The sequence below is a fragment of the Thalassospira sp. HF15 genome (assembly GCF_011806525.1).
In the GTDB taxonomy this organism is placed as follows: domain Bacteria; phylum Pseudomonadota; class Alphaproteobacteria; order Rhodospirillales; family Thalassospiraceae; genus Thalassospira.
On the sequence record NZ_JAAVKI010000010.1, the window covers coordinates 16,017 to 39,887 of the forward strand.

General features: G+C 53.0%; 20 protein-coding genes. 16 read left to right on the forward strand and 4 right to left on the reverse strand.

The genetic code is table 11. The annotated features are described in order from the left end of the window. Positions 1 to 125: 125 nt before the first annotated feature. A complete protein-coding gene (locus HED22_RS18840; protein ID WP_167725187.1) occupies positions 126 to 1,253 on the reverse strand; it encodes a Gfo/Idh/MocA family protein in 1,128 nt (375 codons plus the stop codon). Positions 1,254 to 1,360: 107 nt separating this feature from the next. Between HED22_RS18840 and HED22_RS18845 the strand changes: the two genes are divergently transcribed. From HED22_RS18845 to iolB, 9 genes are all read left to right on the forward strand, one after another. Beyond that, positions 1,361 to 2,191, forward strand: coding sequence for a MurR/RpiR family transcriptional regulator (locus HED22_RS18845; protein WP_167725189.1), 831 nt, complete (start codon positions 1,361 to 1,363; stop codon positions 2,189 to 2,191). A gap of 214 nt (positions 2,192 to 2,405) precedes the next feature. Further along, on the forward strand, positions 2,406 to 3,410 hold the full coding sequence (gene iolG / locus HED22_RS18850; protein WP_167725191.1) for an inositol 2-dehydrogenase: 1,005 nt from the start codon (positions 2,406 to 2,408) through the stop codon (positions 3,408 to 3,410). Between the two features lie 431 nt (positions 3,411 to 3,841). After that, positions 3,842 to 4,783: a sugar ABC transporter substrate-binding protein gene (locus HED22_RS18855; RefSeq protein WP_167725193.1), complete on the forward strand. Its 942-nt coding sequence runs from the start codon at positions 3,842 to 3,844 to the stop codon at positions 4,781 to 4,783. Between the two features lie 70 nt (positions 4,784 to 4,853). After that, positions 4,854 to 5,951 carry an ABC transporter permease gene (locus HED22_RS18860; RefSeq protein WP_167725195.1) on the forward strand — a complete coding sequence of 366 codons (1,098 nt, stop codon included), beginning with the start codon at positions 4,854 to 4,856 and terminating at the stop codon, positions 5,949 to 5,951. Beyond that, on the forward strand, positions 5,951 to 6,730 hold the full coding sequence (locus HED22_RS18865) for an ATP-binding cassette domain-containing protein (protein ID WP_167725197.1): 780 nt from the start codon (positions 5,951 to 5,953) through the stop codon (positions 6,728 to 6,730). Before HED22_RS18860 ends, HED22_RS18865 begins: the two co-directional genes overlap by 1 nt. Continuing rightward, complete coding sequence (gene iolC / locus HED22_RS18870; RefSeq protein WP_167725199.1) at positions 6,730 to 8,643, forward strand: 5-dehydro-2-deoxygluconokinase; 1,914 nt, start codon at positions 6,730 to 6,732, stop codon at positions 8,641 to 8,643. The genes HED22_RS18865 and iolC overlap by 1 nt, the downstream gene beginning before the upstream one ends. Then, positions 8,640 to 10,469 carry a 3D-(3,5/4)-trihydroxycyclohexane-1,2-dione acylhydrolase (decyclizing) gene (iolD, locus tag HED22_RS18875; RefSeq protein ID WP_167725202.1) on the forward strand — a complete coding sequence of 610 codons (1,830 nt, stop codon included), beginning with the start codon at positions 8,640 to 8,642 and terminating at the stop codon, positions 10,467 to 10,469. The genes iolC and iolD overlap by 4 nt, the downstream gene beginning before the upstream one ends. A gap of 4 nt (positions 10,470 to 10,473) precedes the next feature. Then, a complete protein-coding gene (iolE, locus tag HED22_RS18880) occupies positions 10,474 to 11,379 on the forward strand; it encodes a myo-inosose-2 dehydratase (RefSeq protein WP_167725204.1) in 906 nt (301 codons plus the stop codon). Continuing rightward, positions 11,379 to 12,182 carry a 5-deoxy-glucuronate isomerase gene (gene iolB / locus HED22_RS18885; protein WP_167725206.1) on the forward strand — a complete coding sequence of 268 codons (804 nt, stop codon included), beginning with the start codon at positions 11,379 to 11,381 and terminating at the stop codon, positions 12,180 to 12,182. Before iolE ends, iolB begins: the two co-directional genes overlap by 1 nt. A gap of 94 nt (positions 12,183 to 12,276) precedes the next feature. Here the strand turns inward: iolB and HED22_RS18890 are convergent, their stop codons facing one another. Then, positions 12,277 to 13,011, reverse strand: coding sequence for a response regulator transcription factor (locus HED22_RS18890; protein WP_167725208.1), 735 nt, complete (start codon positions 13,009 to 13,011; stop codon positions 12,277 to 12,279). Further along, positions 12,992 to 14,197 (reverse strand): sensor histidine kinase, encoded by a 1,206-nt coding sequence (locus tag HED22_RS18895; protein ID WP_167725210.1) that lies wholly within the window; start codon positions 14,195 to 14,197, stop codon positions 12,992 to 12,994. Before HED22_RS18895 ends, HED22_RS18890 begins: the two co-directional genes overlap by 20 nt. Before the next feature lie 441 nt (positions 14,198 to 14,638). On the opposite strand from HED22_RS18895, the gene HED22_RS18900 reads away from it, so the two are divergent. From HED22_RS18900 to HED22_RS18920, 5 genes are all read left to right on the forward strand, one after another. Beyond that, positions 14,639 to 15,751, forward strand: coding sequence for a substrate-binding domain-containing protein (locus HED22_RS18900; RefSeq protein WP_167725212.1), 1,113 nt, complete (start codon positions 14,639 to 14,641; stop codon positions 15,749 to 15,751). A gap of 75 nt (positions 15,752 to 15,826) precedes the next feature. Next, entirely contained in the window at positions 15,827 to 17,392 is a 1,566-nt protein-coding gene (locus HED22_RS18905; protein ID WP_217701914.1) for a sugar ABC transporter ATP-binding protein, read from the forward strand. Further along, complete coding sequence (locus tag HED22_RS18910) at positions 17,389 to 18,414, forward strand: ABC transporter permease (RefSeq protein ID WP_167725214.1); 1,026 nt, start codon at positions 17,389 to 17,391, stop codon at positions 18,412 to 18,414. Before HED22_RS18905 ends, HED22_RS18910 begins: the two co-directional genes overlap by 4 nt. A 9-nt stretch (positions 18,415 to 18,423) precedes the next feature. After that, positions 18,424 to 19,425 carry an ABC transporter permease gene (locus tag HED22_RS18915; RefSeq protein WP_167725216.1) on the forward strand — a complete coding sequence of 334 codons (1,002 nt, stop codon included), beginning with the start codon at positions 18,424 to 18,426 and terminating at the stop codon, positions 19,423 to 19,425. Between the two features lie 63 nt (positions 19,426 to 19,488). After that, the gene (locus HED22_RS18920; protein ID WP_254870292.1) at positions 19,489 to 20,436 is read left to right on the forward strand and encodes an SMP-30/gluconolactonase/LRE family protein; all 948 of its coding nucleotides are present in this window, start codon (positions 19,489 to 19,491) and stop codon (positions 20,434 to 20,436) included. Positions 20,437 to 20,470: 34 nt separating this feature from the next. Here the strand turns inward: HED22_RS18920 and HED22_RS18925 are convergent, their stop codons facing one another. Then, complete coding sequence (locus tag HED22_RS18925; protein WP_217701915.1) at positions 20,471 to 21,523, reverse strand: LacI family DNA-binding transcriptional regulator; 1,053 nt, start codon at positions 21,521 to 21,523, stop codon at positions 20,471 to 20,473. A 301-nt stretch (positions 21,524 to 21,824) separates the two neighbouring features. Here HED22_RS18925 and HED22_RS18930 point away from each other — a divergent pair, with 301 nt between their 5' ends. Then, positions 21,825 to 22,805 carry an NAD(P)-dependent oxidoreductase gene (locus HED22_RS18930; protein WP_167725218.1) on the forward strand — a complete coding sequence of 327 codons (981 nt, stop codon included), beginning with the start codon at positions 21,825 to 21,827 and terminating at the stop codon, positions 22,803 to 22,805. Between the two features lie 36 nt (positions 22,806 to 22,841). Further along, complete coding sequence (locus tag HED22_RS18935) at positions 22,842 to 23,837, forward strand: substrate-binding domain-containing protein (RefSeq protein WP_217701916.1); 996 nt, start codon at positions 22,842 to 22,844, stop codon at positions 23,835 to 23,837. The last annotated feature ends 34 nt before the right edge of the window (positions 23,838 to 23,871 follow it).

Consider the following 23,871-nt stretch of genomic DNA (forward strand, 5'->3'; position numbering starts at 1 on the left):
CGGGCATTTTCGCTGGAAAATGAACATTGTCATCTTTTCTGGCACTTGACATCCAAAAACGATTTTCTACCTGACGTGACATATACAGGTGTCCGCGCGTGCTCGCGCGTTGTCATAAGTCGGGGCTATATCTCAGACAGCAAGACGCGCGTGCCGTTTTTCGCAGACTTGGCTATGGCGTGAATAACCTTTTCAAATTCGTAAGCGTATTCAAAATCAGGGTACGGGGCATTGTCATCGCGGATCGCGCGAAGTAATGCGGCGGCTTCAATGACCTTGAGGTCGTTAAAGCCAAGTTGGTGACCCGGTGCCGGACAAAATTCGCCGTAAGGCGGGTGGGCCGGTCCGGTCAGAATGGTTGTGAACCCTTGCTGTGCCTTGTCTCCTGAGTTGCGATAGAGATGCAACTCGTTCATGCGTTCCTGATCAAAACAGATCATGCCCTTGGTGCCGTGAACTTCCCAAGCCAGACGATTTTTGCGCCCCCAGGCCGACCGTGATGTCGAGAGACTGCCCTGCGCACCATTGGTGAATCTGACCAGTGCAGATGCTGTATCCTCATTTTCAACCTCTGCCCGCCCGGTTCCATCGGGGAGCGGACGTGTAGCATGGACAGTTTGCATGTCGGCAATCAAGCTTTCGATTGGGCCCGCAAGTCCGTATGCCATGGAAACGAGGTGACATCCCATATCACCCAGGGCACCAAGGCCGGCATCGGCAAGTTTGGCGCGCCAGGTCCAGGGAAGATCAGGGTCAGCCTGATAGTCTTCATCTACCCAGCCACGAAAATGCACGATCTTGCCGATTTCGCCGCTTTCAATTAGTCGACAGGCATGTGTGAAGGCCGGGTTTTTAATATAGTTATATCCGACCATGGTCTTGACGCCTGCTTGGCGTGCGGCATCGCGCATTTGGCGCGCCTGATCAAGCGTCAAGGCAAGAGGTTTCTCGCAATAGACATGCTTGCCAGCCTTGATCGCGGCAATTGCCATGTCGAAGTGAAGCGCATTCGGGGTGGTGATCGAGACAATATCGACATCTGCATCAGAAATCAGTGCGTTCCAGTCGGCAGTACTGCGTGCAAAGCCAAACTGATCAGCCATCTGTTTGGCTTTTTCGGCCGGGGTGTCACATAAAACCGCAAGGTGAGACTCCGGAACATCGCCCATGATCGCCCGTGCAGCACCAAATGCCAGCGCATGCGCCTTGCCCATGAACCCTGTGCCAATCAGGCCAATTCCCAGAGATTTCATTTATTGGAACTCCTCACCTAGTCAAAATAGAATTTTTGTTCTATTTAATGGATGATCATGGAACGAACCTTGCGTCAAGCAGAATCAAAAAAGGAAAAACAAACGCCATGAGTGATCAGATCGCGCCTGTCTCGCTTGAGGAATTCAATCACCGCTTGGCCGAAATATCGGAAACCATGCCCAAAAGGTTGCGCCAATGTGCGGAGTATGTTGCGCAAAATACGGATCGCATTGCCGTTTCCACCGTTGCGGAACTCTCTGTCGGTGCAGGTGTTCAACCATCGGCCTTCATGCGGTTCTGTCAATTGATGGGGTTTTCCGGCTTTTCCGAAATGCAGAAGATGTTTCGCGAAACCTATGCGCAAAAATGGCCTGATTACGCCACCAGGCTCGAAAACCTGCGTGCGAACGGGGATGACAGTCCCAGTGCGTTGTTGGCCGAGTTTGTTGAGGCCGGGCGGTTATCATTGGAAAATCTGGCGTCGACGGTTGACTTGGAAACGCTGGAAAAAGCAGTCGATGTTCTGGCCGCAGCCCCGATGATCCATGTGGTTGGTTTTCGCCGTGCCTTTCCGGTTGCGAGTTACCTGTCCTATGCTTTTGAAAAAATGAACATTGCCGCTGTTCTGCATGACGGTGTGGGGAACCTCAACCCATATCATGCGATCCGGAAAGGGGACGTGGTAATTGCCATCACCTTTGCGCCCTATTCGCAGGAAACCATTGATCTTGCTGCCTATGCGCATGGACTTGGCAATAAGGTGGTCGCGATTAGTGATGCGCTTAGCGGACCGATGCGCAAGACCGATGCCTTGATGTTGTCGGTCTCCGAAGTGGATGTCGGCGCGTTCAGGGCGCTTTCGGCGACGATCTCGTTGGCGATTGCGTTGGCGGTGTCTGTCGGGGCAAAGCGCGAGAAGCTTATTGATGGAAAATAATTATTGAAAAACAAAAATAATGGAATAAAAATTCCATAGCATGTCTGGGTACAGCGCATGCGTGTCAGCATAAACGGGTGCAATAGACATCCGCATGATCATCCCGAAATCATCGCTCTGCCGATTTGTCTGCTCCTGTCCTGCAGGCGGTTGGCCGCAGACGGGACGATCATCGCCAGTCAAGGCGGCAACGCCAAAGGGAAGGAATATCGGAATGCTTAAAATAGGTTTGTTGGGCGCGGGACGTATTGGCCAGGTCCACGCGGTGAACATTGTCGCGCATCCGCAAAGTGAACTGGTTGCGGTTTCAGACAAGTTTGATGAACCTGCCCGGAAGCTCGCGCAGATGCATGGTGCTGCCGTGCGCAGCAGTGAAGAAATCATTGCAGATCCGACCATTGATGCCGTTCTGATCGCAACATCGACCGATACCCATGCTGACCTGATGGAAGCGGCAACCGCCGCAGGAAAAGCTGTTCTGTGCGAGAAGCCGGTTGATCTTGACCTTAAGCGTGCTTTGGACTGCCTTGCGCGATGCGAACCACATGGCAGGCCTGTCATGGTGGGTTTCAACCGCCGCTTTGACCCGAATTTCGCCAGTCTGAAGGCAGCCTTTGACCAAGGCGAAATCGGCAAGGGTGAATTGCTTTCGATTACCTCCTTTGATCCAGCCCCGCCGCCAGTCAGTTATGTCAAGGTTTCAGGCGGCATCTTCCGGGATATGGCGATCCATGACTTTGATATGGCCTGCTGGATGTATGGCGCGCTTCCTGACAAAGTCACGGCCATCGGGTCGAGTATCGTTGATCCGGAAATTGGCAAGGCAGGCGACTTTGATACTGCGGTTACCACGCTTGAGTTTTCCGGCGGGCGCATGGCTGTGATTAAGAACAGCCGTCGTGCGGCATACGGTTATGACCAGAGACTGGAGTTTCTGGGATCAGAAGGCTTGCTTGCCGCGCATAACGTTCTGGAAAACACGATTGAGAAAATTACTACGCATGGGGCAACCAAGGCCAAGCCCGAGCATTTCTTCCTGGAGCGCTATGCCAAGGCCTATCAAATCGAATGGAACAGTTTCATTGAGGGTGTCGAAGGGGCAGCCGCACTTCCTGTCACTTTAAAGGATGGGATCAATGCACTGGTCGTTGCCGAGGCAGCTGCACTGTCAGCGCGTGAAGGGCGTAGTGTTGATGTGGCAGCAGAAATTCTGCCCTGATCAAACTCTATCCTGATCAGCGCTTTTAATCAGACCGGCACAGCCCCTGAGCTGTGCCAGTTTTCGTTTGTCGATCGGGTTTTCTTTGTCTGGCGAGTCGTTTGCACAGCTAAAAAACACCGCCTGTTATCGGCTTCAATTGACCACGACGCCGCACCCGAGCGAATTTGCTTCCACGACCGCTGAACGGCAGTTTACAGACGGTTTGGCCAAATTTTGTAGCCCCAATGCAGGGCTATCTCGCAGTGCAATAGAAAAAAAATGTTGATTTAGATAGAAAATAGAACAAAAATTCTATTCAACGGTTTCAGGGGCTCAGCTCGCCCACGCCGACAGGAGCAGTAAGGTTGCGTAAAGACGACTTGCTGCAGGAAGAACACATAAGCTCAATGGGAAAATCCCAATATTTCAGCCGACTAGGGAGGCAACAGATGAAAAAGGCGCTTACTGCCATTGCGGCAGCAGCATTTGCATTTGCCGGTTTGTCCGGGACTGCATCTGCAGAAAATGAAAAATTTGTTCTGATCAGCCATGCACCGGATTCTGATAGCTGGTGGAACGTGATCAAGAATGCGATCCAGGTCGCTGGTGATCAGATGGGTGCGGAAGTTGAATATCGTAATCCGCCGACCGGTGACCTTGCCGACATGGCGCGTATTGTCGAACAGGCTGCTGCGACCAATCCGGATGGCATTATCGTTACCATCGCTGACTTTAACGTTCTCAAAGGACCAATCACCGATGCCGTTGATAAGGGCATTCCGGTGATCACGATCAACTCTGGCACGCAGGAACAGTCCGAAGAACTTGGTGCCCTGATGCATGTCGGGCAGCCGGAATATGATGCCGGTTTTGGCGCAGGTAAGCGTGCCGCTGCTGCCGGTGCGAAAAGTTTTGTCTGTGTGAACCATTACATCACCAACCCGGCATCTGTTGAGCGTTGCCGTGGTTTTGCCGACGCACTTGGTGTTGAGCTTGGCAGCCAGATGATTGACAGCGGTCAGGACCCGTCGGAAGTAAAGAACAAGGTTAGCGCGTATCTGAACTCCCATCAGGATGTTGATGCAGTGCTGACGCTTGGTCCGAACTCCGCCCATCCGACACTTGCGGCCCTTCGTGACGCAGGCCTTGCCGGCGAACTCATGTTTGGCACTTTTGATTTGTCCTCCGAGATCGCCGAGGCGATCAAAGCGGGTGAAATCAACTTTGCGATTGATCAGCAGCCGTACCTGCAGGGGTATCTTCCGGTCGTCATTCTGACCAACTATGCCCGTTATAGCGTCCTGCCATCCGGTCATATCAACTCTGGCCCTGGCTTCATTACCAAGGACAACATCGCGCAGGTCGAAAAATACGCCGGCGAATACCGTTAAGACTTCCTCCCTCCAAGGGCGTGCCTCAGGCCGCCCTTGGCACCCACCTGTTAGTTAAAAGAGTAATGCCATGTCGGACGAGCGGCTCAAGCAAGTCTCAGCCATTCGCCGTGCCATGATCAGGCCCGAACTCGGTGCGATCTGCGGTACGATCCTGGTCTTTGTTTTCTTCTTCATGATTGCCGGTGATAGCGGCATGTTTTCCCCGGAAGGTATCCAGAACTGGGGGGTCGTATCGGCCCAGTTTGCGATTATCGCCGTGGGTGCCTGCCTGTTGATGATCGCCGGAGAATTCGATCTTTCTGTTGGCTCGATGATCGGGTTTGCCGGAGTGGTGATTGCCATCCTGTCTGTTCAGTGGGGCCTGCCAGTTTGGCTGTCGATTATTGCGGCCTTCATCGTTTGTACGGCATTGGGCGCACTGAACGGATTTCTGGTGATCAAAACCGGATTGCCGAGCTTCATTGTTACCCTTGCATTTCTTTATATTCTGCGCGGCCTGACCATCTGGCTGTCCATTCTGACCACCCGTCAAACCATTATTGGCGGCGTGAAGGAGGCCGCTGAGGGTGATCCGCTTGCCTGGTTGTTTGGTGGCGTCATCTTCAAGGGTTTCTTCCAGTGGCTTGGTGATATCGGCGTTATTGATACCTTTACCCGTGGCTCACGTATGGGGCAGCCGGTTGTTGAAGGCCTGCCGATGCTTGTGATCTGGGCGCTGGCTCTGGTTATTTTTGGTCATTGGCTTTTGACCAAGACACGATTTGGCAACTGGATTTTTGCGTCTGGCGGCGATGCACAAGCAGCACGTTATGTCGGTGTGCCGGTCAATCGCGTTAAAATCCTGATGTTCATGTTCACCGCATTTTGCGCAACCGTATTTGCGACCTGCCAAGTTATGGAATTTGGCTCGGCTGCTGCGGATCGTGGCTTGCTCAAGGAATTTGAAGCCATCATTTGTGTGGTTATTGGCGGTGCGCTTCTGACAGGTGGCTATGGTTCGGTCATCGGTGCTGCATTGGGTGCGTTGATTTTTGGTGTCGTTCAGCAAGGGTTGTTCTTTGCCGGTGCGGAAAGTTCGCTGTTCCGTGTGTTCCTTGGCGGTATTCTGATCTTTGCTGTGATCATGAATACCTATATCCGCCGCATGATTACGGGAGAACGGTGATGAGCACGCCATTGATTGAAATGGACAATATCGAAAAGCACTTTGGCCCGGTCATTGCCTTGGGCGGTGTTTCCTTCAATGTCATGGAAGGCGAATGTCATTGTCTTCTTGGTGACAATGGTGCGGGTAAATCGACCTTTATCAAAACCATGTCAGGGGTTCACAAACCGACAAAGGGCGTCATGCGGGTCAGTGGTCAGGAGACCACCTTTGATAGTCCGCGCGACGCGATGGAGTCCGGAATTGCAACCGTCTATCAGGATCTGGCAATGATCCCGTTGATGTCGGTGACGCGAAATTTCTGGATGGGGCGCGAGCCGCGCAAAAATTTTGGCCCGTTCAAGTGGATCGATTTCAAGCACGCCAACAAGGTGACCATGGATGAAATGTCATCCATGGGGATCAATTTGCGTGAACCGGAACAGGCGGTTGGCACGCTTTCGGGTGGTGAGCGACAGACCGTGGCAATTGCGCGCGCTGTGTATTTCGGTGCAAAGGTTTTGATTCTTGATGAACCGACGTCTGCTCTTGGTGTGCGCCAGACCTCAAACGTTCTGGCAACCATTGATCGGGTGCGCAAAGCCGGGATTGGCGTGATCTTTATTACCCATAACGTGCGTCATGCCATGGCTGTGGGCGACCGGTTTACCGTGTTGAACCGTGGCCAAACTCACGGCACCGCGAAACGTGGTGAAATCAAACCGGAAGAGCTTCAAGACCTCATGGCGGGCGGTCAGGAACTGGCCGAACTCGAAGGGTCGCTCGGAGGGACGATTTAATGAAGCGGCTTGATGTGATTACAATTGGACGATCATCCGTGGACCTTTATGGCGCTCAGATTGGCGGGCGCCTTGAGGACATGGCATCGTTCAACAAATATATCGGTGGTTCCCCGACCAATATGGCCTGCGGGACTGCCCGGTTGGGGCTTAAGTCCGCGCTCATCACCCGTGTTGGGGATGAACATATGGGCCGGTTTATCCGAGAAAAGCTGGTTGCCGAGGGTGTCGATGTCCAGGGCGTGATAACCGACCCAGAACGCCTGACCGCACTTGTTCTTTTGGGGGTCCGCGATCAGGAACAGTTCCCGTTGATTTTCTATCGCGAAAACTGTGCCGATATGGCGCTGTGCGAGGATGATATTGATCCAGATTTTATCGCAAGCGCACGCTGTGTCACGGTGACGGGAACGCATCTTTCCCATCCCAAAACACGTGCGGCAGTTCTAAAGGCTGTCCGGCTTGCACGTGAAGCCGGTGCGAAGACTGCATTGGATATTGATTATCGTCCGAACCTTTGGGGGTTGTCCGGGCATGGGGATGGTGAAAACCGCTTTATTGCCTCGGACGCTGTTACCAAAGAACTGCAGGCGACCCTGCATCTGTTTGATCTGATCGTCGGGACCGAAGAAGAGTTCCATATTGCCGGTGGTGTAACCGACACGCTGGAAGCATTGGAAAATGTGCGCGTGGTTTCCGACGCGACGCTGGTTTGCAAGCGCGGGCCAATGGGGGCTGTGGCATTTTCTGACAGGATTGGAAAAAGTCTTGATGACGGTATTTCCGGTCCGGGATTTGCCGTCGATGTGTTCAATGTTCTTGGCGCGGGTGATGGGTTTATGTCGGGCCTGTTGAAAGGCTGGCTAAGTGATGAGGATTGGGAAACATCACTGAAATATGCCAACGCATGCGGGGCATTTGCCGTTTCCCGACATGGCTGTACGCCGGCTTATCCAAGCTGGGAAGAGTTGCAATTCTTCTTTGATCGCGGTCTTAAAACCCCGGAACTGCGCAATGATGCAGAGTTGGAGCAAATCCACTGGTCTTCCAACCGGACGGGCAATTGGCCGGACATGCGCGTTTTTGCCTTTGATCACCGAATGCAGCTTGAAGATCTTGCAGACGAACTCAGTGTTTCGCGGGACCGTATCGGACCGTTCAAGGAACTTTGTCTGAGTGCGGTTCGCGAGGTTTCAGGTGGCAAGGAAGGGTATGGTATTCTGTGCGACCGCCGATTGGGGCGTGATGCCCTTTATGCGGCGGCGGGTACCGGGCTTTGGATCGGGCGACCGGTCGAACTTCCGGGTTCGCGTCCGCTTGATCTTGAAATCGGGCCCGATCTTGGCACTGATTTAAGCGAATGGCCAGTCGAACATGTGGTCAAGGTTCTGTGCTTCTACCATCCCGATGATGATGATGAAACAAAGGCCAATCAAGAAGCTACCATTTTGCGTCTTGCCTACGCGGCACGTGGCAATGGCTTGGAATTCTTGCTGGAAGTCATTCCGTCAAAAGTGCGCGAGTGTGATGATGAAACAACTGCCCGGGTGATTGATCGTTTCTATGAAATCGGGGTTTATCCCGATTGGTGGAAGTTGGAGCCGATGAAGACCGACACGGCATGGCGCAATGCCTGTGACGCCATCGCGAACAATGACCCATATTGCCGCGGTATCGTCGTACTTGGTCTTGATGCGCCCGAGGCGGAGCTTGTCGAGAGTTTCGAAGTCGCCGCGCGCTTTAATATGGTCAAAGGCTTTGCTGTTGGACGCACCATCTTTATCGACGTTGCGCGCGACTGGATGCGCGGTACGATGACAGATGAACAGGCCGTTGCGTCAATGGCCCAAAAATATCGCGCCCTATGTGATACCTGGGACGCGGCACGTGAAAAATCGGGAGGAGCGGCATGAAAACCGTTCGATTAACCGCAGCCCAAGCCATGGTGCGGTATCTTAGTGTACAGCTTAATCATGACGGCGAAGGTTTTTTCGGCGGCTGCTGGGCCATTTTCGGTCACGGCAACGTCGCCGGAATGGGTGAGGCACTTCATGGTGCAGGTGACAGTTTTCCGACATGGCGTGGCCACAATGAGCAGGGCATGGCCCATGCGGCGATTGCCTATGCCAAGGCATCAAATCGCAAACGCGCGATGACGGTCACAACGTCGATTGGGCCGGGTGCTACCAATATGGTGACGGCCGCAGCACTGGCACATGTAAACCGTTTGCCGGTCCTTCTTGTCCCCGGTGACGTGTTTGCCAACCGCGCACCTGATCCGGTTTTGCAGCAAATCGAAGACTTTGGCGATGGCACGATTTCGGCCAATGACTGCTTTAAACCGGTCAGTCGGTATTTTGATCGCATTACCCGTCCGGAACAGCTTCTGACAGCATTGCCACGCGCAATGGCGGTTCTGACCGACCCCGTCGATTGCGGCCCGGTTACACTGGCATTCTGTCAGGATGTTCAGGCAGAAGCCTATGACTGGCCAGAGAGCTTCTTTGCGCCGAAAACATGGAAGCAACTCCGACCACGTGCAGACCTTGATCAGATTGATAAAGCGGTAACTGCCATCAAAGCGGCGAAAAACCCGCTGATCATCGCCGGCGGCGGGGTTCACTATGCCGATGCATGTGACGATCTGCGCGACTTTGCCCACCAGCATAATATTCCGGTCGCGGAAACCCAGGCGGGGAAATCTTCCTTGCCGTGGGATGATGGCCTCAATCTGGGATCCATCGGGGTAACCGGGGCAAGCAGCGCCAATGCGGTTGCCGAAAAAGCTGATCTGATCATTGCGCTTGGTACACGCCTTCAGGATTTCACCACGGGCAGTTGGGCGCTGTTTAAAAATCCTAATCGTCGCATTCTGTCGATCAATGTTGCTGCCTATGATGCACGCAAACATGATGCGATTTCAGTTGTCGGCGATGCCAAGGTGACATTGGCCGAATTGACCAATGCCTTGGGCGATCATCACGCGAGTGTGGTCGATCCCGCACTTAAGCAAAGCTGGATCGATGCCGTTGATGAAGTGACAGCTTTACCGCAAACCAATGCATTGCCAACCGATGCGCAGGTGATCGGTGCCGTTCAGCGTGGCACAGATGAAAACGCAATTGTTGTTTGTGCAGCCGGCGGTTTGCCCGGAGAATTGCACAAACTCTGGAAAGCATCCCGACCGAATGGCTATCACGTCGAATATGGTTTCTCTTGCATGGGCTATGAGATTGCCGGTGGCCTTGGTGTGAAGATGGCCTGCCCGGATCGCGACGTTGTCGTGATGGTCGGTGACGGGTCCTATATGATGATGAATTCGGAACTCGCGACCAGTGTGATGCTGGGCCACAAGATCATCACCGTTATCCTTGATAACCGAGGGTTTGGCTGCATCAACCGTTTGCAGATGGCAACCGGCGGGGAAAGCTTTAACAACCTTCTTGATACCGCGCGCCATGTTGAGCCGTCTGCGATTGATTTTACTGCCCATGCCGGTGCAATGGGCGCGATTGCAGAAAAAGTTTCTTCTATCACGGAGCTTGAACAAGCAATGGTTCGCGCACGTAGGGCGGATCGATCCTATGCCATCGTGATTGATACCGATCCATTACCCAGTACCGAGGCCGGTGGCCATTGGTGGGATGTTGCCGTGCCAGAGGTTTCTGTACGGCCGACCGTCAACGAAGCCCGCAAGAATTACGAAGCAGCGCTGAAAAATCAGCGTCCCGGAGATTAAAAACATGATCCTTTACGGTACCAACCCGATTGCCTGGTCAAATGATGATGACCAGACACTGGGTGCAGAAATCAGCCTTGAAACCTGCCTGTCGGAAGCGGGCAAGATCGGTTTTGATGGCATTGAAAAAGGCCACAAGATGCCGACCGAGCCGGTGGCGCTTAAAGCCGCCCTTGATCCGCACGGCTTGAAATTCGTGTCGGGCTGGCATTCGCTTAATCTGCTTGTGCATTCGGTCGAGGAAGAGAAAAAGGCCATCCAGCCACATCTGGATTTGCTAAAGGCGATGGGATGTAAGGTCTGTATCGTCTGTGAAACGTCAAACGCTATTCATGGCAATGACGGCGCAGCTCTGAATAATAGCCCGGTTCTGCACGAAGATCATTGGGCGAAGTTCGGCGCAGATGTCGAGAAAATCGCGGCCTACTGTGCCGATCAGGGCATTGATCTGTTGTACCATCACCATATGGGTACGATTGTTGAAACGGCCGATGAAATTCATGCCTTCATGGCTAATACCGGCCCAAAGACCAAGCTTCTGCTTGATACGGGGCATGCCTGGTTTGGCGGGGCAGATCCGGAAGAACTTGCGGTACGTTACATGGACCGGGTTGGTCATATCCATTGTAAGAATGTGCGTCCGGCAATCAGCAAACAGGTTCGTGAAGAGGGGCTCAGTTTCCTTGAGGGTGTGCGCCGGGGTGTCTTCACCGTGCCCGGTGATCTTGAGGGTGGCGTTGCGTTCGAACCGGTTCTGAAAATCGCCGGTGAACATGGTTATTCGGGATGGTTGGTGATTGAGGCCGAACAGGACCCAAATGTTCGCAACCCGTTTGAGTATCAGTCGCTGGGGCTTAAATCGCTTCGTGATATGGCACGCAAAACCGGACTGGATAAAGGGGAAGCCTGATGGCTGATCTACTGAGAAAACCAAATGGAAGCACAGGCAAGGTCCACGATATTACAGCCGAAAGTGCTGGTTGGGGATATGTCGGCTTCGGGCTGTATCACCTGAAGGCTGGAGAAACTGCCGCCGAGGTAACTGGCGATCGCGAAGTTATTCTGGTTCTGGTCGAAGGCAAGGCGCAAATTTCGGTCGATGATCAGGATTTTGGCGAGCTTGGCAAACGTATGAGCGTGTTTGAGCGCATTCCACCGGCCTGTGTGTACGCCCCGAATGACAGTGAATGGAAAGCGGTGGCGACCACGGATTGCACAATCGGCGTCTGCACCGCACCGGGCAAGGGAAATTATCCGGCACGCGTGATCGAGAATATCGAACTGGTGGAACGTGGCAAAGGCGCGAATACCCGCTATATTCACCCGATTGCAATGGAAGAAAAAGACATTGCCGACAGTCTTTTGGTGACCGAAGTCTTTACCCCGCAAGGTAACTGGTCAAGCTATCCGCCGCATCGTCATGATGAGGATAACTATCCCGACATGACCTATCTTGAAGAGACCTATTACCATCGCCTGAACCCGAAACAGGGTTTTGGTTTCCAGCGGGTCTTTACCGAAGATGGCGAACTTGATGAAACCATGGCGGTTTCGGATGGTGACGTTGTTCTTGTGCCAAAAGGCCATCACCCATGCGGCAGCCCATATGGCTATGAAATGTATTATCTTAACGTCATGGCGGGCCCGATGCGCAAATGGCGTTTCCAGAACCATCCGGATCATGACTGGATTTTCCAGCGCGATAGCAAGTGAAGCCGTTGTTTGGCAACTTATCCAGCGCTGGCATATCAATCTGAGGAACCACTTCCAACCAAATAGGTGAAGCCGAAAAATAAAGGTTTTGCGCTTAATCTTGAGAAACAGGTGAGCCGGCAAGCCACGCGCCAAGTTCTTTGTTTGCGGTAATCAATCCTTCGCGATTGATGATTTTGCGCGCAATGGCGCTGGAAACGGCGCGCGTACGTTTGTTGAGCACAATGCCCTTTTCGTTTTGGTCTTGTTCCTCCACATCCAGTTTGTCGTAAAGTGATAGCAAACGGTTCTGTACAGTCCGAAGTGAGAGTTTTCGCCGTAGCGCAATTGCCTTGTCTGGAAGCCCGAGTGCGAGATCAAGCAAGATCAGATATTCGAATTCTGTCAAAGCACTACGAGAACGCATTTGCTGTGCCTGGATCTGATGGACCTCGCGATCAACAACAATCTGCGCTTCGATCAGGACTGCCCGCAAAGCCAGTCGCATCTTATCCTGTGTCGCCGTTTTCAAAACATAACCATATGCCGCCTGATCGGGAACGATCCGGGTAATGCCGCGCAAATAAGCCTCATCTGAATAGTTTGACCAGAACAGTATTCTGGTGTCCGGACGTTCTGCCCAGATGGTGCGCGCCGCTTCAATGCCGTTATGTTCCTTCATGCGAAGGTCCATCACGATTGCCGAGATCTGATGGCGATGCGCCAACGTTTCGGCCTCTTTGCCATTGTGTGCGACCAGGATTTCATCAAATTCGGGTAACGCATGTTCGACGATTTCCTTCAGGAAATCCGCGTGCATGTTGTCATCTTCAACCAGCAATATTTTCATTCATGGTTTCTCCTTCTTGTCTGGTCGCTTGATGCAACTGGATTGTTACCTGTGTGCCGTCCGTGGTTGAAAGGTCATATTTTGCACCGATCAGACGCGCCCGTGTCTTCATATGTTCGAGGCCACTGGGTGGCTTTCTTGGATTTGTCTGGAAGTTTCCGTTATCTGAAACCTTGATGATCAGGCAGTCATCGGGACTTTTGGTAATCAAGACCGAAACAAGTGACGCATTTGAATGCAAAACCGCGTTATTGATGGCTTCCTGACAGATGCGAAATACCGCAATGCGCGTTGTTTCAGGAAGCAGGTCAATCGCCCCGTCTGTCTCGTCATCGACCTTGAACTGCATGGCGCTGTCATAGCTTACAGCGCGTTCAAGGTGCGTTTGGACGGCATGATGGAAGCCAAAAAGATCAAGAATGGAAGGGATCGACGTATCGATAATATCGCGCAGTCCCTGGATCATGTTTTGGACTTGCTGCTGCAATCTTAAATACTGCGCCTCGCTCAGGCCGGGGCGGAGGTCGCGGGCGATGCGGGTCAGATCGGCCAAAGTCTGATCATGCAGGTCCATTCCGATGCGCTGGCGTTCGGCCTCAAGCGCATCGGTAAGGCTGAGTGCGCCAAGGCGCAGGCCTTCTTCACGGGCAAGGATTTCGGCACGAATGATGGCTTCCTTGTTTGCCTTTTCATTGGCGCGCAAGGCGTAGAAATAAGGTGCCAGCATATCTGCCAGAATGCGCATCTGTTCAAGGTGGCTTTGGTTGTAGAAGTCTTCCTTCTTCGAAGAGCAATTCAACGAGCCAACGACTTCGCCAAGGACCTTCATGCCGACACTGACGCGACTGCGAAGTTCATGGTCAATAATCGGGGCGCTGACGGCGCCGGGGAAAAGGAAACGCTGGTCCTGGAGGGCATTTCCCGTCAGTAGATGATCTGTTTTACCCAGCAAAATATCGCGGATGGGGGCCTTGTGCACGTTCGAACGCATCTTGCTCCAGGCCGTTTCCACGCCGACCTCATAAGCCGTCGCCCACCTTTTGTCCGTGTCAATCAGGCACACATCAAGGTGATCAAACTCGATAATCTTGTCGATCTCGGTTTTGACCGAGCTTAACGCCGAGTGAATATCAAGATTCCCCGCAAGCAAATTGGATATGCGAAGGTAATGAGCAAGATCCGACATGGGTGTTTTCCTCCAGCTCTTCGATAATATTCACCGGCATTTCTCTTGTCTTGCGGGAACCCGCAACTTGAATGCGTAACACCGTACGCGTTCTGCGGAAACTGCTCTTTACGATTTAATCGGAACTGATGAAGATTGCGCCATGGTTTGGTGGTTGCTTTTACAGGCAATTACCAACCCTTGCCGGTCGACGGCAAAGAAACAAACAAAAATAACAAGTCACATGCTGACATCAGGGGGGAATGCTCGGTCCACGCGAAAACCGCGTGAGAACGAAATTTCTCTTACAACCATCTGAAGTTCCGTCATTTCTGTTCGTTGATCAGAAGTGTCTGATCCGGCATGCGGCAAACGAGACGTCAAGAACTTGCACAATGCGGGCAGGGGCGCTGACCTGCTGAGGAAGCGATAAAGAACAGCGCATCCAACGGGAGGACTACCATGAAAAAACTACTGACAATGACCACCGCCGCTGTCGCATTGATGATGGCAGCACAGGTTGCGACTGCTGGCCCGAATACCGTTTCTGGTCCCGGTGCCGATCCGTCGTGTTTCACGCCGGTTTCCGATGACACAACCTACTTCCAGTGGCCTGCGCGCGAAGGCCCATACAAGATTGCGCTTGTGAATGGTTTTATCGCCAATGACTGGCGTGTTCAGATGATTGCGGTCGCGAAGGCCTATGCCGCACAGCCGGAAGTGGCCGCCGAAATTGAAGAATTCAAGGTTGTTTCTGTCGGTGAAGATATCGCAGCACAGATTGCAGCTGCCAACAACTTCATCGATCAGGGCTTTGACGCCATTATCATTAACGCCAACAACACCCGCGCATTCGGATCGGTGGTGCGTAAGGCCAACGATGCCAATGTCGTCATTCTGTCTTTCGACAACGTGATTGACGATCCCAACCAGATCGCGATCAACGTTGACCAAAAAGGGCTTGGCATGTCTGCTGGCGAGTTCCTTCTTGAGCAAAGTGGTGATGGCCCGGCCAAGTTCCTGCATGTGCGTGGTCCGGCAGGGCAGCCTGTAGATATCGCACGTAATGAAGGTTTCCTTGAGGTTATCAAGGAATCCGGTCGTGATATCGAAGTCGTCGATGTTGTCGGTAACTGGGCACCGGGTGACGGTCAGAAAGTGACGGCCGACGCGATTGCTGCTGGCGGCGTATTTGACGGGATTTATGTTCAGGGCGGCTCGCAAGGTGTCGCGACCGCAATGCTTGATGCGGGTGTCTTCAAGGCCCCGATTTCCGGGGAAACCGAGAATGCGTTTCGTCAGCTTTGCAACAGTGCGGGTCTTAGCTGCCAGTCAGGCGGGACGGGACCGGCACAATCATCTGTGACCATCAAAACCGCGATTGCGGCGCTTAAAGGTGAAGTGATCCCATCAGAAATCGCGCTGCCGACGTCGATTTCGTATTCACCTTTCGAGGAAGGTGTCCAGACGTTCCCGAAACTGCCGGGCAGCTTCTTTGCGGGTAACAACTTTGAAGCTTGCAACATTGGCTTTACGGCCGAAGAGATCGCGTCTCAGACAGGCGAGAACAACTAACAACAATAAACGACCACACGCCGTCGATGTCAGTCCTGGCATCGACGGTGTTCAAGACTGGTTAGGAAAACTGCCGTGTCAGAGAGCAAATCTCCTTATTTATTATCCATGTCGGGCATAACCAAACGTTATGGTGGTGTCCGCGCACTCGAAGATGTCAGTTTTGACACGCAACGTGGATCAATCCATGCGCTGCTTGGAGAAAACGGGGCTGGGAAGTCGACGCTGATCAAGATTCTATCCGGCGTCGTGCAGCCCGATAGCGGAACGATCGAGCTTGATGGTAACCAGGTCAGCTTTGCAAACCCGCAACAAGCCAATGATCTTGGCGTGTCATGTATCTTCCAGGAATTGTCCCTGTTGCCGGACCTGACCGTGGCCGACAACATTGGCATTACCCGTCCGCCGCGCAAATTCGGGATGATTGATTATCGCGCGCAGCGGCGTATCGCCGAAGAGGCGCTTGCGCGGGTTGGGGGCGATAATATTGACCCGATGGAAACCGTCAGCAATTTGTCGCTTTCCCGGCGTCAGATGGTGGAAATAGCCAAGGCACTGGCCCGGAATCCCAAAATTCTGATTCTTGATGAAGCGACATCTGCGCTGACTGCCGCCGATGTCGAAAAGGTCTTCAAGATGCTTCATCGGCTTCGCGATGAAGGAATGGCCATCATATATATCTCACACCGGATGCCCGAGATCGCCGAGCTTGCAGATACCTGTACGGTTTATCGCAACGGCACCAAAGTCGAGACATTCAAAAACGGTACGAAATCGGACAGTGCCGTTGTCGAGATGATGATCGGTCGGGAATACAGCAGTGTTTACCCGGCGAAAAGCACTAGACCCGCCGCATCCGAACCGATCCTGAAAGTATCGGACTTTTCGTGGAACGAGGAACTTAACGGCATCAATCTGGAAATGCGTCCGGGCGAGATCGTCGGGCTTGGCGGTTTGGACGGACAGGGACAGCGTCAACTGCAATTGGGTTTGTTTGGCACCCTGATTGGTGCAACCGGATCGGTGGAGATCAATGGCGCCCCGGTAAAGTTGAACAGCCCGAAGATGGCGAAGTCGGATGACATCGGTATTGCCCTGGTTCCCGAAGATCGCAAGCACGAAGGCCTGATGCTGTCGATGACGGTGCGTGAAAACCTGTCCTTCGCAGCAGTCGAAAAAATGAGCCGGATGGGCGTTGTCGATTCACACGCAGAAGAAGCGGCGATCGATGAGATGGTCGAACTTCTCAAGATCAAGGCGGACGGTATTGATGGCCCGGTCGGGGCGTTATCCGGGGGCAATCAGCAAAAGGTCGTGATTGGCAAGTGGTTGATGACCAAGCCCCGGATCATTCTGTTGAATGATCCGACGCGTGGCATTGATGTCGGCACCAAGCAGGAAATCTATCAACTGTTGCAGAAATTGGCGGCGGAGGGATGTGCAATCCTTTTGTATTCAACCGATTACGATGAACTGATCGGGTGCTGCGATCGTGTGCTGGTCATGTATGACGGCAGGATCGTTCGAACCCTTGCCGGCGATGACCTTAACGAAACAAATCTGGTTTCAGCTGCGCTTAACTTGCCGGAACAGGCTGCGGCACGTTCTGAACCAAACGAGAAACAGGGAGCGTCGCTATGACTGTGGGCTCTGAACCAGCAGATCTGGTTTCACGACAAAAATATTTCGGCTGGATTACCCGCCTTTCCGCCGCACAACGTGGTGTTCTGATCGCAATGCTTATCTTTGCAACCATGTTCATTGTCTATGGCTGGAAGCAGGCGGTGGGCCTTTCGCCAAACATGATAAACACTGCCGCGAACAAGGGCGCATTGCTGGCGCTTGTCGCCATGGCGCAGACCTTGCCGGTTATTACGCGCGGGCTGGATTTGTCGGTCGGGGCGACCTTTGTTCTGGCAAACTGTCTGGCATCGACAATTGTTGTCGGTGGGCCGGTCGCAACCACGTTTGGTGTTTTGGGTGTCCTGTTGCTTGGACTGGCATGCGGTGCGGTAAACGGTCTGATTATTGTTTATGGGCGGTTGCAGCCCTTGATAGCGACGCTGGCCACGAGTGCTGTCTATTTTGGCCTTGCACTTGCCATTCGGCCGCAGCCAGGCGGGTTGGTCAATTTTGAACTTGCTGACTTCATGACACGTTCGACGCTTGCCGTGCCGCATACTGTTTTGCTGTTGCTGGCCGTCGTTCTGTTTATCTGGATCCCCTATCGCCGCTCGGTCCTGGGGCGGGCTACCTTTGCCATCGGCTCATCCGAGCAGGCGGCTTATATGTCGGGAGTTCCGATCAATCGGGCAAAGATGCTGGCATATACCCTGAGCGGACTATTGGCATCCATTGGCGGCATCCTGTTGACGGCACTGACCTATTCCGGGGCCGCAAAAATCACGATTGCCAACGAGTACACGCTCAATTCCATCGGGGCTGTGGTCATTGGAGGCACGTCTTTGTTCGGTGGGGTTGGCAGCGCTGTCGGGTCGATTTTCGGTGCCTTTGTCATGCGGACGGTTGGTGATCTGCTGATCGTGTTTGACATCAATCCTGTCTTGCAGCCGCTTTTCGTCGGCGTCGTACTGCTTGTTGCGGTCAGTCTCGGTTCGTTGCGCGTCCTGAGAATCAAGAACAGACTAGATATTTATCGGTAAGGCGGAAAAATGAGTGTTTCAGGCGTAATCGCAAGGCAGTTTGATCGGGCAACGCTTATTGCTTTTGCATGTGTGATTGTTCTGCTTTTGATCGGGGCAATGGTTGAACCGGCCTTTCTGTCACCGAAATATTTGATCCAGCAGCTCCATACGGCCTCCTTCCTTGGCGTTGTGGCAAGCGGTGTCATGCTGGTCATTCTGTTGGGGCATATTGATCTGTCCATCCCCTGGACCATCGGTGTCGGCGGGATGATGGCAACCGGTGCCACCGGGTTCCTGGGGCCGGAATGGGGCGTTACCCTTGCCGTTCCATTCGGTGTTCTGTGCGGTGCATTGATCGGAATGGTAAATGGCTTGGGTGTGGCGTATCTGCGTGCGCCAGCGATGATCTTTACGCTTGGCATGAATGCCGTTGCGCAAGGTCTTATGGTGTATCACACCGGTGGTTTTGCCCCCCAGGACCGTGCAACTGAGTTCATGCGCGAACTGGCTGTCGGGCATTTTATCCCCGGCATTCCCAATCCGCTTCTTATCTGGATCGTTCTGGGGGCGGCGATTGTTTTCATGCTGAACCGGTCCGTTCTTGGCCGACGGATTTATGCGGTCGGAAATCAGGAACGTTCCGTCTTTTTGAGCGGTGTAGATACGCGCAAGGTTATTCTGGCGTGCTTTATCTTTTCCGGTTCATGTGCAGCGCTGACTGGCGTCCTGTTGGCAGGGTGGGCTAACCGTTCCTATCAGGCCATGGGGGATCCATACCTTTTGCCGACAATCGCAGCGATTATTCTTGGCGGCACCAACGTTCTGGGTGGTCGTGGCAAATATGTTGGCACGATCGCGGGCGTCATCTTGATTACAATCTTGCAATCGATGCTCTCGGTGGTTCAGCCACAAAGGTATTTTGCCCAACTCGGTGTCGATATTCCTGCGGATACCTTCCGGCAGGTCGTATTTGGCGTGGTTATCATCGGAATGTTGTTGATCTATGGCCGTCAGCAGTTGGTGCGTTAAAGGCCTTCATGGTCAACGTTGCCAACTTTCTGACGTCCGATGAATTTAGCAAAGGACAATCAATTGGCTAACTGTGCCGCACAAAAGCAACAAGACGCAGCGGGTATGCTGGAACCCTATCAGGTTCTTGACAGCCGGTTCCGCGACCTTGTGTTGGCAAATGTCAGGCTGAGGAAAATCTCTGGTGGGCATTTGTGGGCGGAAGGACCGGTATGGTTTGCAGCGCATCAGTGCCTGTTATTTTCCGACATCCCCAACCAGAAAATCTATCGTTGGATGTGTGATGGGTCGGTCAATGTTTTTCGCGACCATTCAGACTTCGCAAATGGCAACACGGTCGACTTGAACGGTCGCCTTGTTACCTGCCAGCACGGCACGAGGTCGGTTACCCGTACCGAACATAACGGATCAATCACAACGCTTGCGGATGGATTTAAGGGGCTTCGGCTGAACTCGCCAAACGACGTTATCGTCAAGTCGGATGGATCGATCTGGTTTACGGACCCGACCTACGGGATATTGTCGAACTATGAGGGGTATAAGGCGACACCGGACCAGAAAGACAATAACGTATTTCGTCTTGATCCAGACACAGGCAGTTTAACCAGTGTCACGTCGGAGTTTCGCCAGCCAAACGGGCTGGCATTCTCCAATGATGAAAAGTTGCTGTATATTGCTGAATCAGGAAGCAGCCACGACGCGTCCGTTCCAGCGGTCATTCGGGTTTATGACGTTGTGGACGGTAAGGCACTAGAAAACGGTCGTGATTTTGCCGAGATCGACAAAGGTTTGCCGGACGGGATCAGGGTTGATTGCGAGGGTAATGTCTGGAGTTCGGCTGCGGACGGCGTGCATTGCTTTGACCCGGCGGGGACATTGCTGGGCAAAATTCTGGTGCCGGAAACAGTATCGAATTTGACGTTTGGCGGTGCGCGCGGAAACGAGATTCTGATGACGGCAACGACAAGCGTTTACGCCATACACGTCAACACTCAGGCGATGGTCCGATAACCTATTGGCGACGGTGCGAAAACGTCCAGTAGGATCAGGCGTTCTCGTTGGATTTCTCGACAGAATCGCGTTCAACCATCAGGCATTCGACTTTTATCTGGTTCGGTGTAGCCAGTAGACCCCCGACGCTGTCTATCAGCAGTTCGGCGGCAATTTCGCCCATTTCGTAGTGCGGAAGAATAAGCGTCGTAAGGGCAGGGTGCGTGTGCTGCGCAATTTCGCGATCATCGAAGCCGACTACAGCCACATCTTCTGGAATGCGTAACCCAAGTTCGCGCAACGCGTCATAACAGCCCAGCGCCATCAGATCATTGGCGCAGAAAATGGCATCAGGCGGATTATCGAGTGCCATGAGTTCATGGGTCATTGAATAACCGGTTGATGGTTCCCAGTTGCCCGGACACACAAGTGTCGGATCAAACGGTATGTCGTTGCTGGAAAGTGCCTGACGGTATCCTTTAAGCCGGTCGCGCGAGGCATCGACACCTTTTTGTCCGTTAATGATCGCAATGCGTTTACGGCCAGCTTTTATCAGGCGTTCTGTTGCCGCCCGTCCTCCCAAAAGGTCGCCAGGCAAAACCGACGGAAGGGTCCGGGTGCCATCGTAGCAATTAACAAGGACCGTTGGTTTCTTTGACAATACCGGCGGCAGTTCGACCAGTCGCGTAAGGATCGTGCCGTAAATAATGCCGATGACGTTCGAGTCTGCCATCTGATTGACGATGCTTGCTTCAAGGTTCGCGTTGCCATGGCTGACAGCCATGCAAACATTGATCCCGTATTCCAGGGCCTTGTTGTGCGCCCCATCGAAGGCAAGGGCCATCCAGGGGTCGGTGCTGATTTCATCGGCAATAAAGATAATGACGGACCGTGATTTATTGTTCGGTGCCACTTGGTTTTCACGCCGAACAAGTTGGTAGCCAAGCTTGTTGGCAGAATCGATCACGCGTTGTCGTGTCGCTTCGGTCAATTTGGCAGGACTGCCGTTCAGGACCAGAGAGACGGTTGCTTGTGATACGCCCGCCATCGAGGCGACATCCATCATCGTTGGGCGATTTTTGCCACCGTAATGTTTCTTTTGCGACATAGAACTTGTTTTGCCTCTGGTCTTTTAGCCAAGCGATATCTTGCAGCGATGGCGTCAGATGGTGCGAAAACGACTGATAGGCAGCGTCTTGGCCCTGAGAATTGAATAGTTTGGCGAACGCCTAATCCACCAAGCCGACACTGGTAATACCTTTTCAATCCGATCAAGACAAGCCGTCTGCATGCTCTGCCATACAATCACTAATCATCGTTAAGGTTGAATTTATATCGACATTCTACCTCAAGGTCACTTGACTCGATATTATTAATTAATATTATTAATTCAATAGGGAGGATAATTAATGAAAATTTTGATCACGGGTGCAACCGGAAAGGTCGGTAAGGCATTTTTGGCGGCATTTCTTGATAACCATAGATATGCATCGGCCAAGGTCGTGGCGCTGTGCCATAACCGAAAAATAGATGCGGGTGAGAGGGTTGAGGTCATTACGGGTTCTCTGTCCGACCCGGAAGCCGTTGCGCACGCGATGGATGGCGTAACCCATGTGCTTCATATGGCGGCCGTGAAAGAAAGCCCTGATCTGGTTATTGATGTCGCGATCAAGGGGATGTTCCTGCTTCTTGAGGCCGCGCGCCAGTCTCCGACCCTAAAGCAGTTCATTCTTATCGGTGGCGATTGCTCTGTTGGGCATATTTTCAAGGATTATCCAGCGCCGATCACAGAAGTCTCCCCAAGGCAGGCCTACAGCGGCTGCTATGCGCTGACCAAGGTGCTCGAAGAGGTGATGATCGAGCAATATCAGATCCAGTATGGCCTGAATGGCACAGTTTTACGTGTGCCCTGGATCATGGAGAAAGACGATTTTAAATGCGCGCTTTCGTTCGGGGCTGACCAGTTCGGCGGTCCGGTCTGGAGCGACCTGATGAGTGCAGAAAAGGCATCGCGTCTTGCCGAGGGCAATTTTGTGCCGTTGATGCGCGACAAGACAAGTGCGTCTCTCAAGCGCAATTTTGTTCATGTCGATGATCTGGTTGCTGCGTTGATGGCGGCCCTCGATCACCCTGCCGCGATGCAGGAGCTTTTCAATATCTCTATGGATGAGCCGGTCGATTACGCACAGGTGGCAGAATACCTGATGCGAACGCGTGATATGGAGCCAGTGGAAATACCCACGCCGTTTCACAGTAACTGGCTCGACAACACCAAGGCGCGGCACGCGTTCGGTTGGCGGCCGCAAGTAGGTTTCGAGGAGATGATCGAGCGGGCCTGGGCATATGAGAGAAGCCCGAGCGATCCTCGGAAAATCTGGTATCCGGGGTAATCAATTCCGGGCCAGACCAACTAGGGAGAGCTAAACGTGAAACATAAAATGTTACTAACTCTCACATCTGCGCTGATTATCGCGGCAGGTGTTGGCACCGCAAATGCCGATGACAAAAAGACATTGGCCATTGTGGTGAAAGGCTTGGATAACCCGTTCTTCGAGCAAATCAATCTGGGTTGCCAGAAGTGGATTTCGGAGAACATGGACTCTGAATATGAGTGTTTGTACACCGGCCCTGCATCCAGTGCCGATGAGGCGGGCGAAGTTCAGATCGTTGATGACTTGCTGACCCGCGGTGTTGCTGCAATCGCAATTTCACCGTCGAATGCGCCAGCCATGGCTAACCGAATTCGTCAGATCAATCCGGATGTTCCGGTGATGACGATTGATGCCGATTTCCTTGAAAAAGATCGCGATTTGCGTGCGACCTATCTGGGAACCGACAACTATCTGATGGGTGTCAAAATGGCCGAAGAAGCCATGACTCTGAAGCCGGGTGGGGGATCGGTATGTTTGCAACTGGGTAATGTTGCGGCTGACAATATCAATGCACGTGCCGCTGGCTTCCGCGACACAATTTCAGGGGTAAAAGGGACCGAGCGCCTTGCGAACAGCAATGGCTGGACGGAAATCGAAGGTTGTCCGGTCTTTACCAATGATCAGGTTGATCTTGCCAACCAGCAGATGGCCGACACCTTTACGGCGAACCCGGATCTTGATGCCTTTATTCTGATTGGTGGCTGGGCCCAGTTCGCGCCGCAAGCCTATGCGCAGGTTACCGACCAGGTCATGGACCGGCTGAAGTCCAAGGAGTTGATCCTGATCGCTGGCGATACCCTTCCGCCGCAGACACAGGCATTCCGGGATGGGCGCAGTCATGCGCAGGTTGGTCAGCGTCCGTTTGAGATGGGGTATCGGGCACCGGATGTGATGATCGAACTGATCAATGGCAAAAAGGTCGATGATCCGCTCTATACGGGGCTGGATGTTTGCAATCAATCGGATCCGGGTTTTTGCGCGGATAACTAATACAAATCCTTGATGAACTGAGCCGGATTTGTCG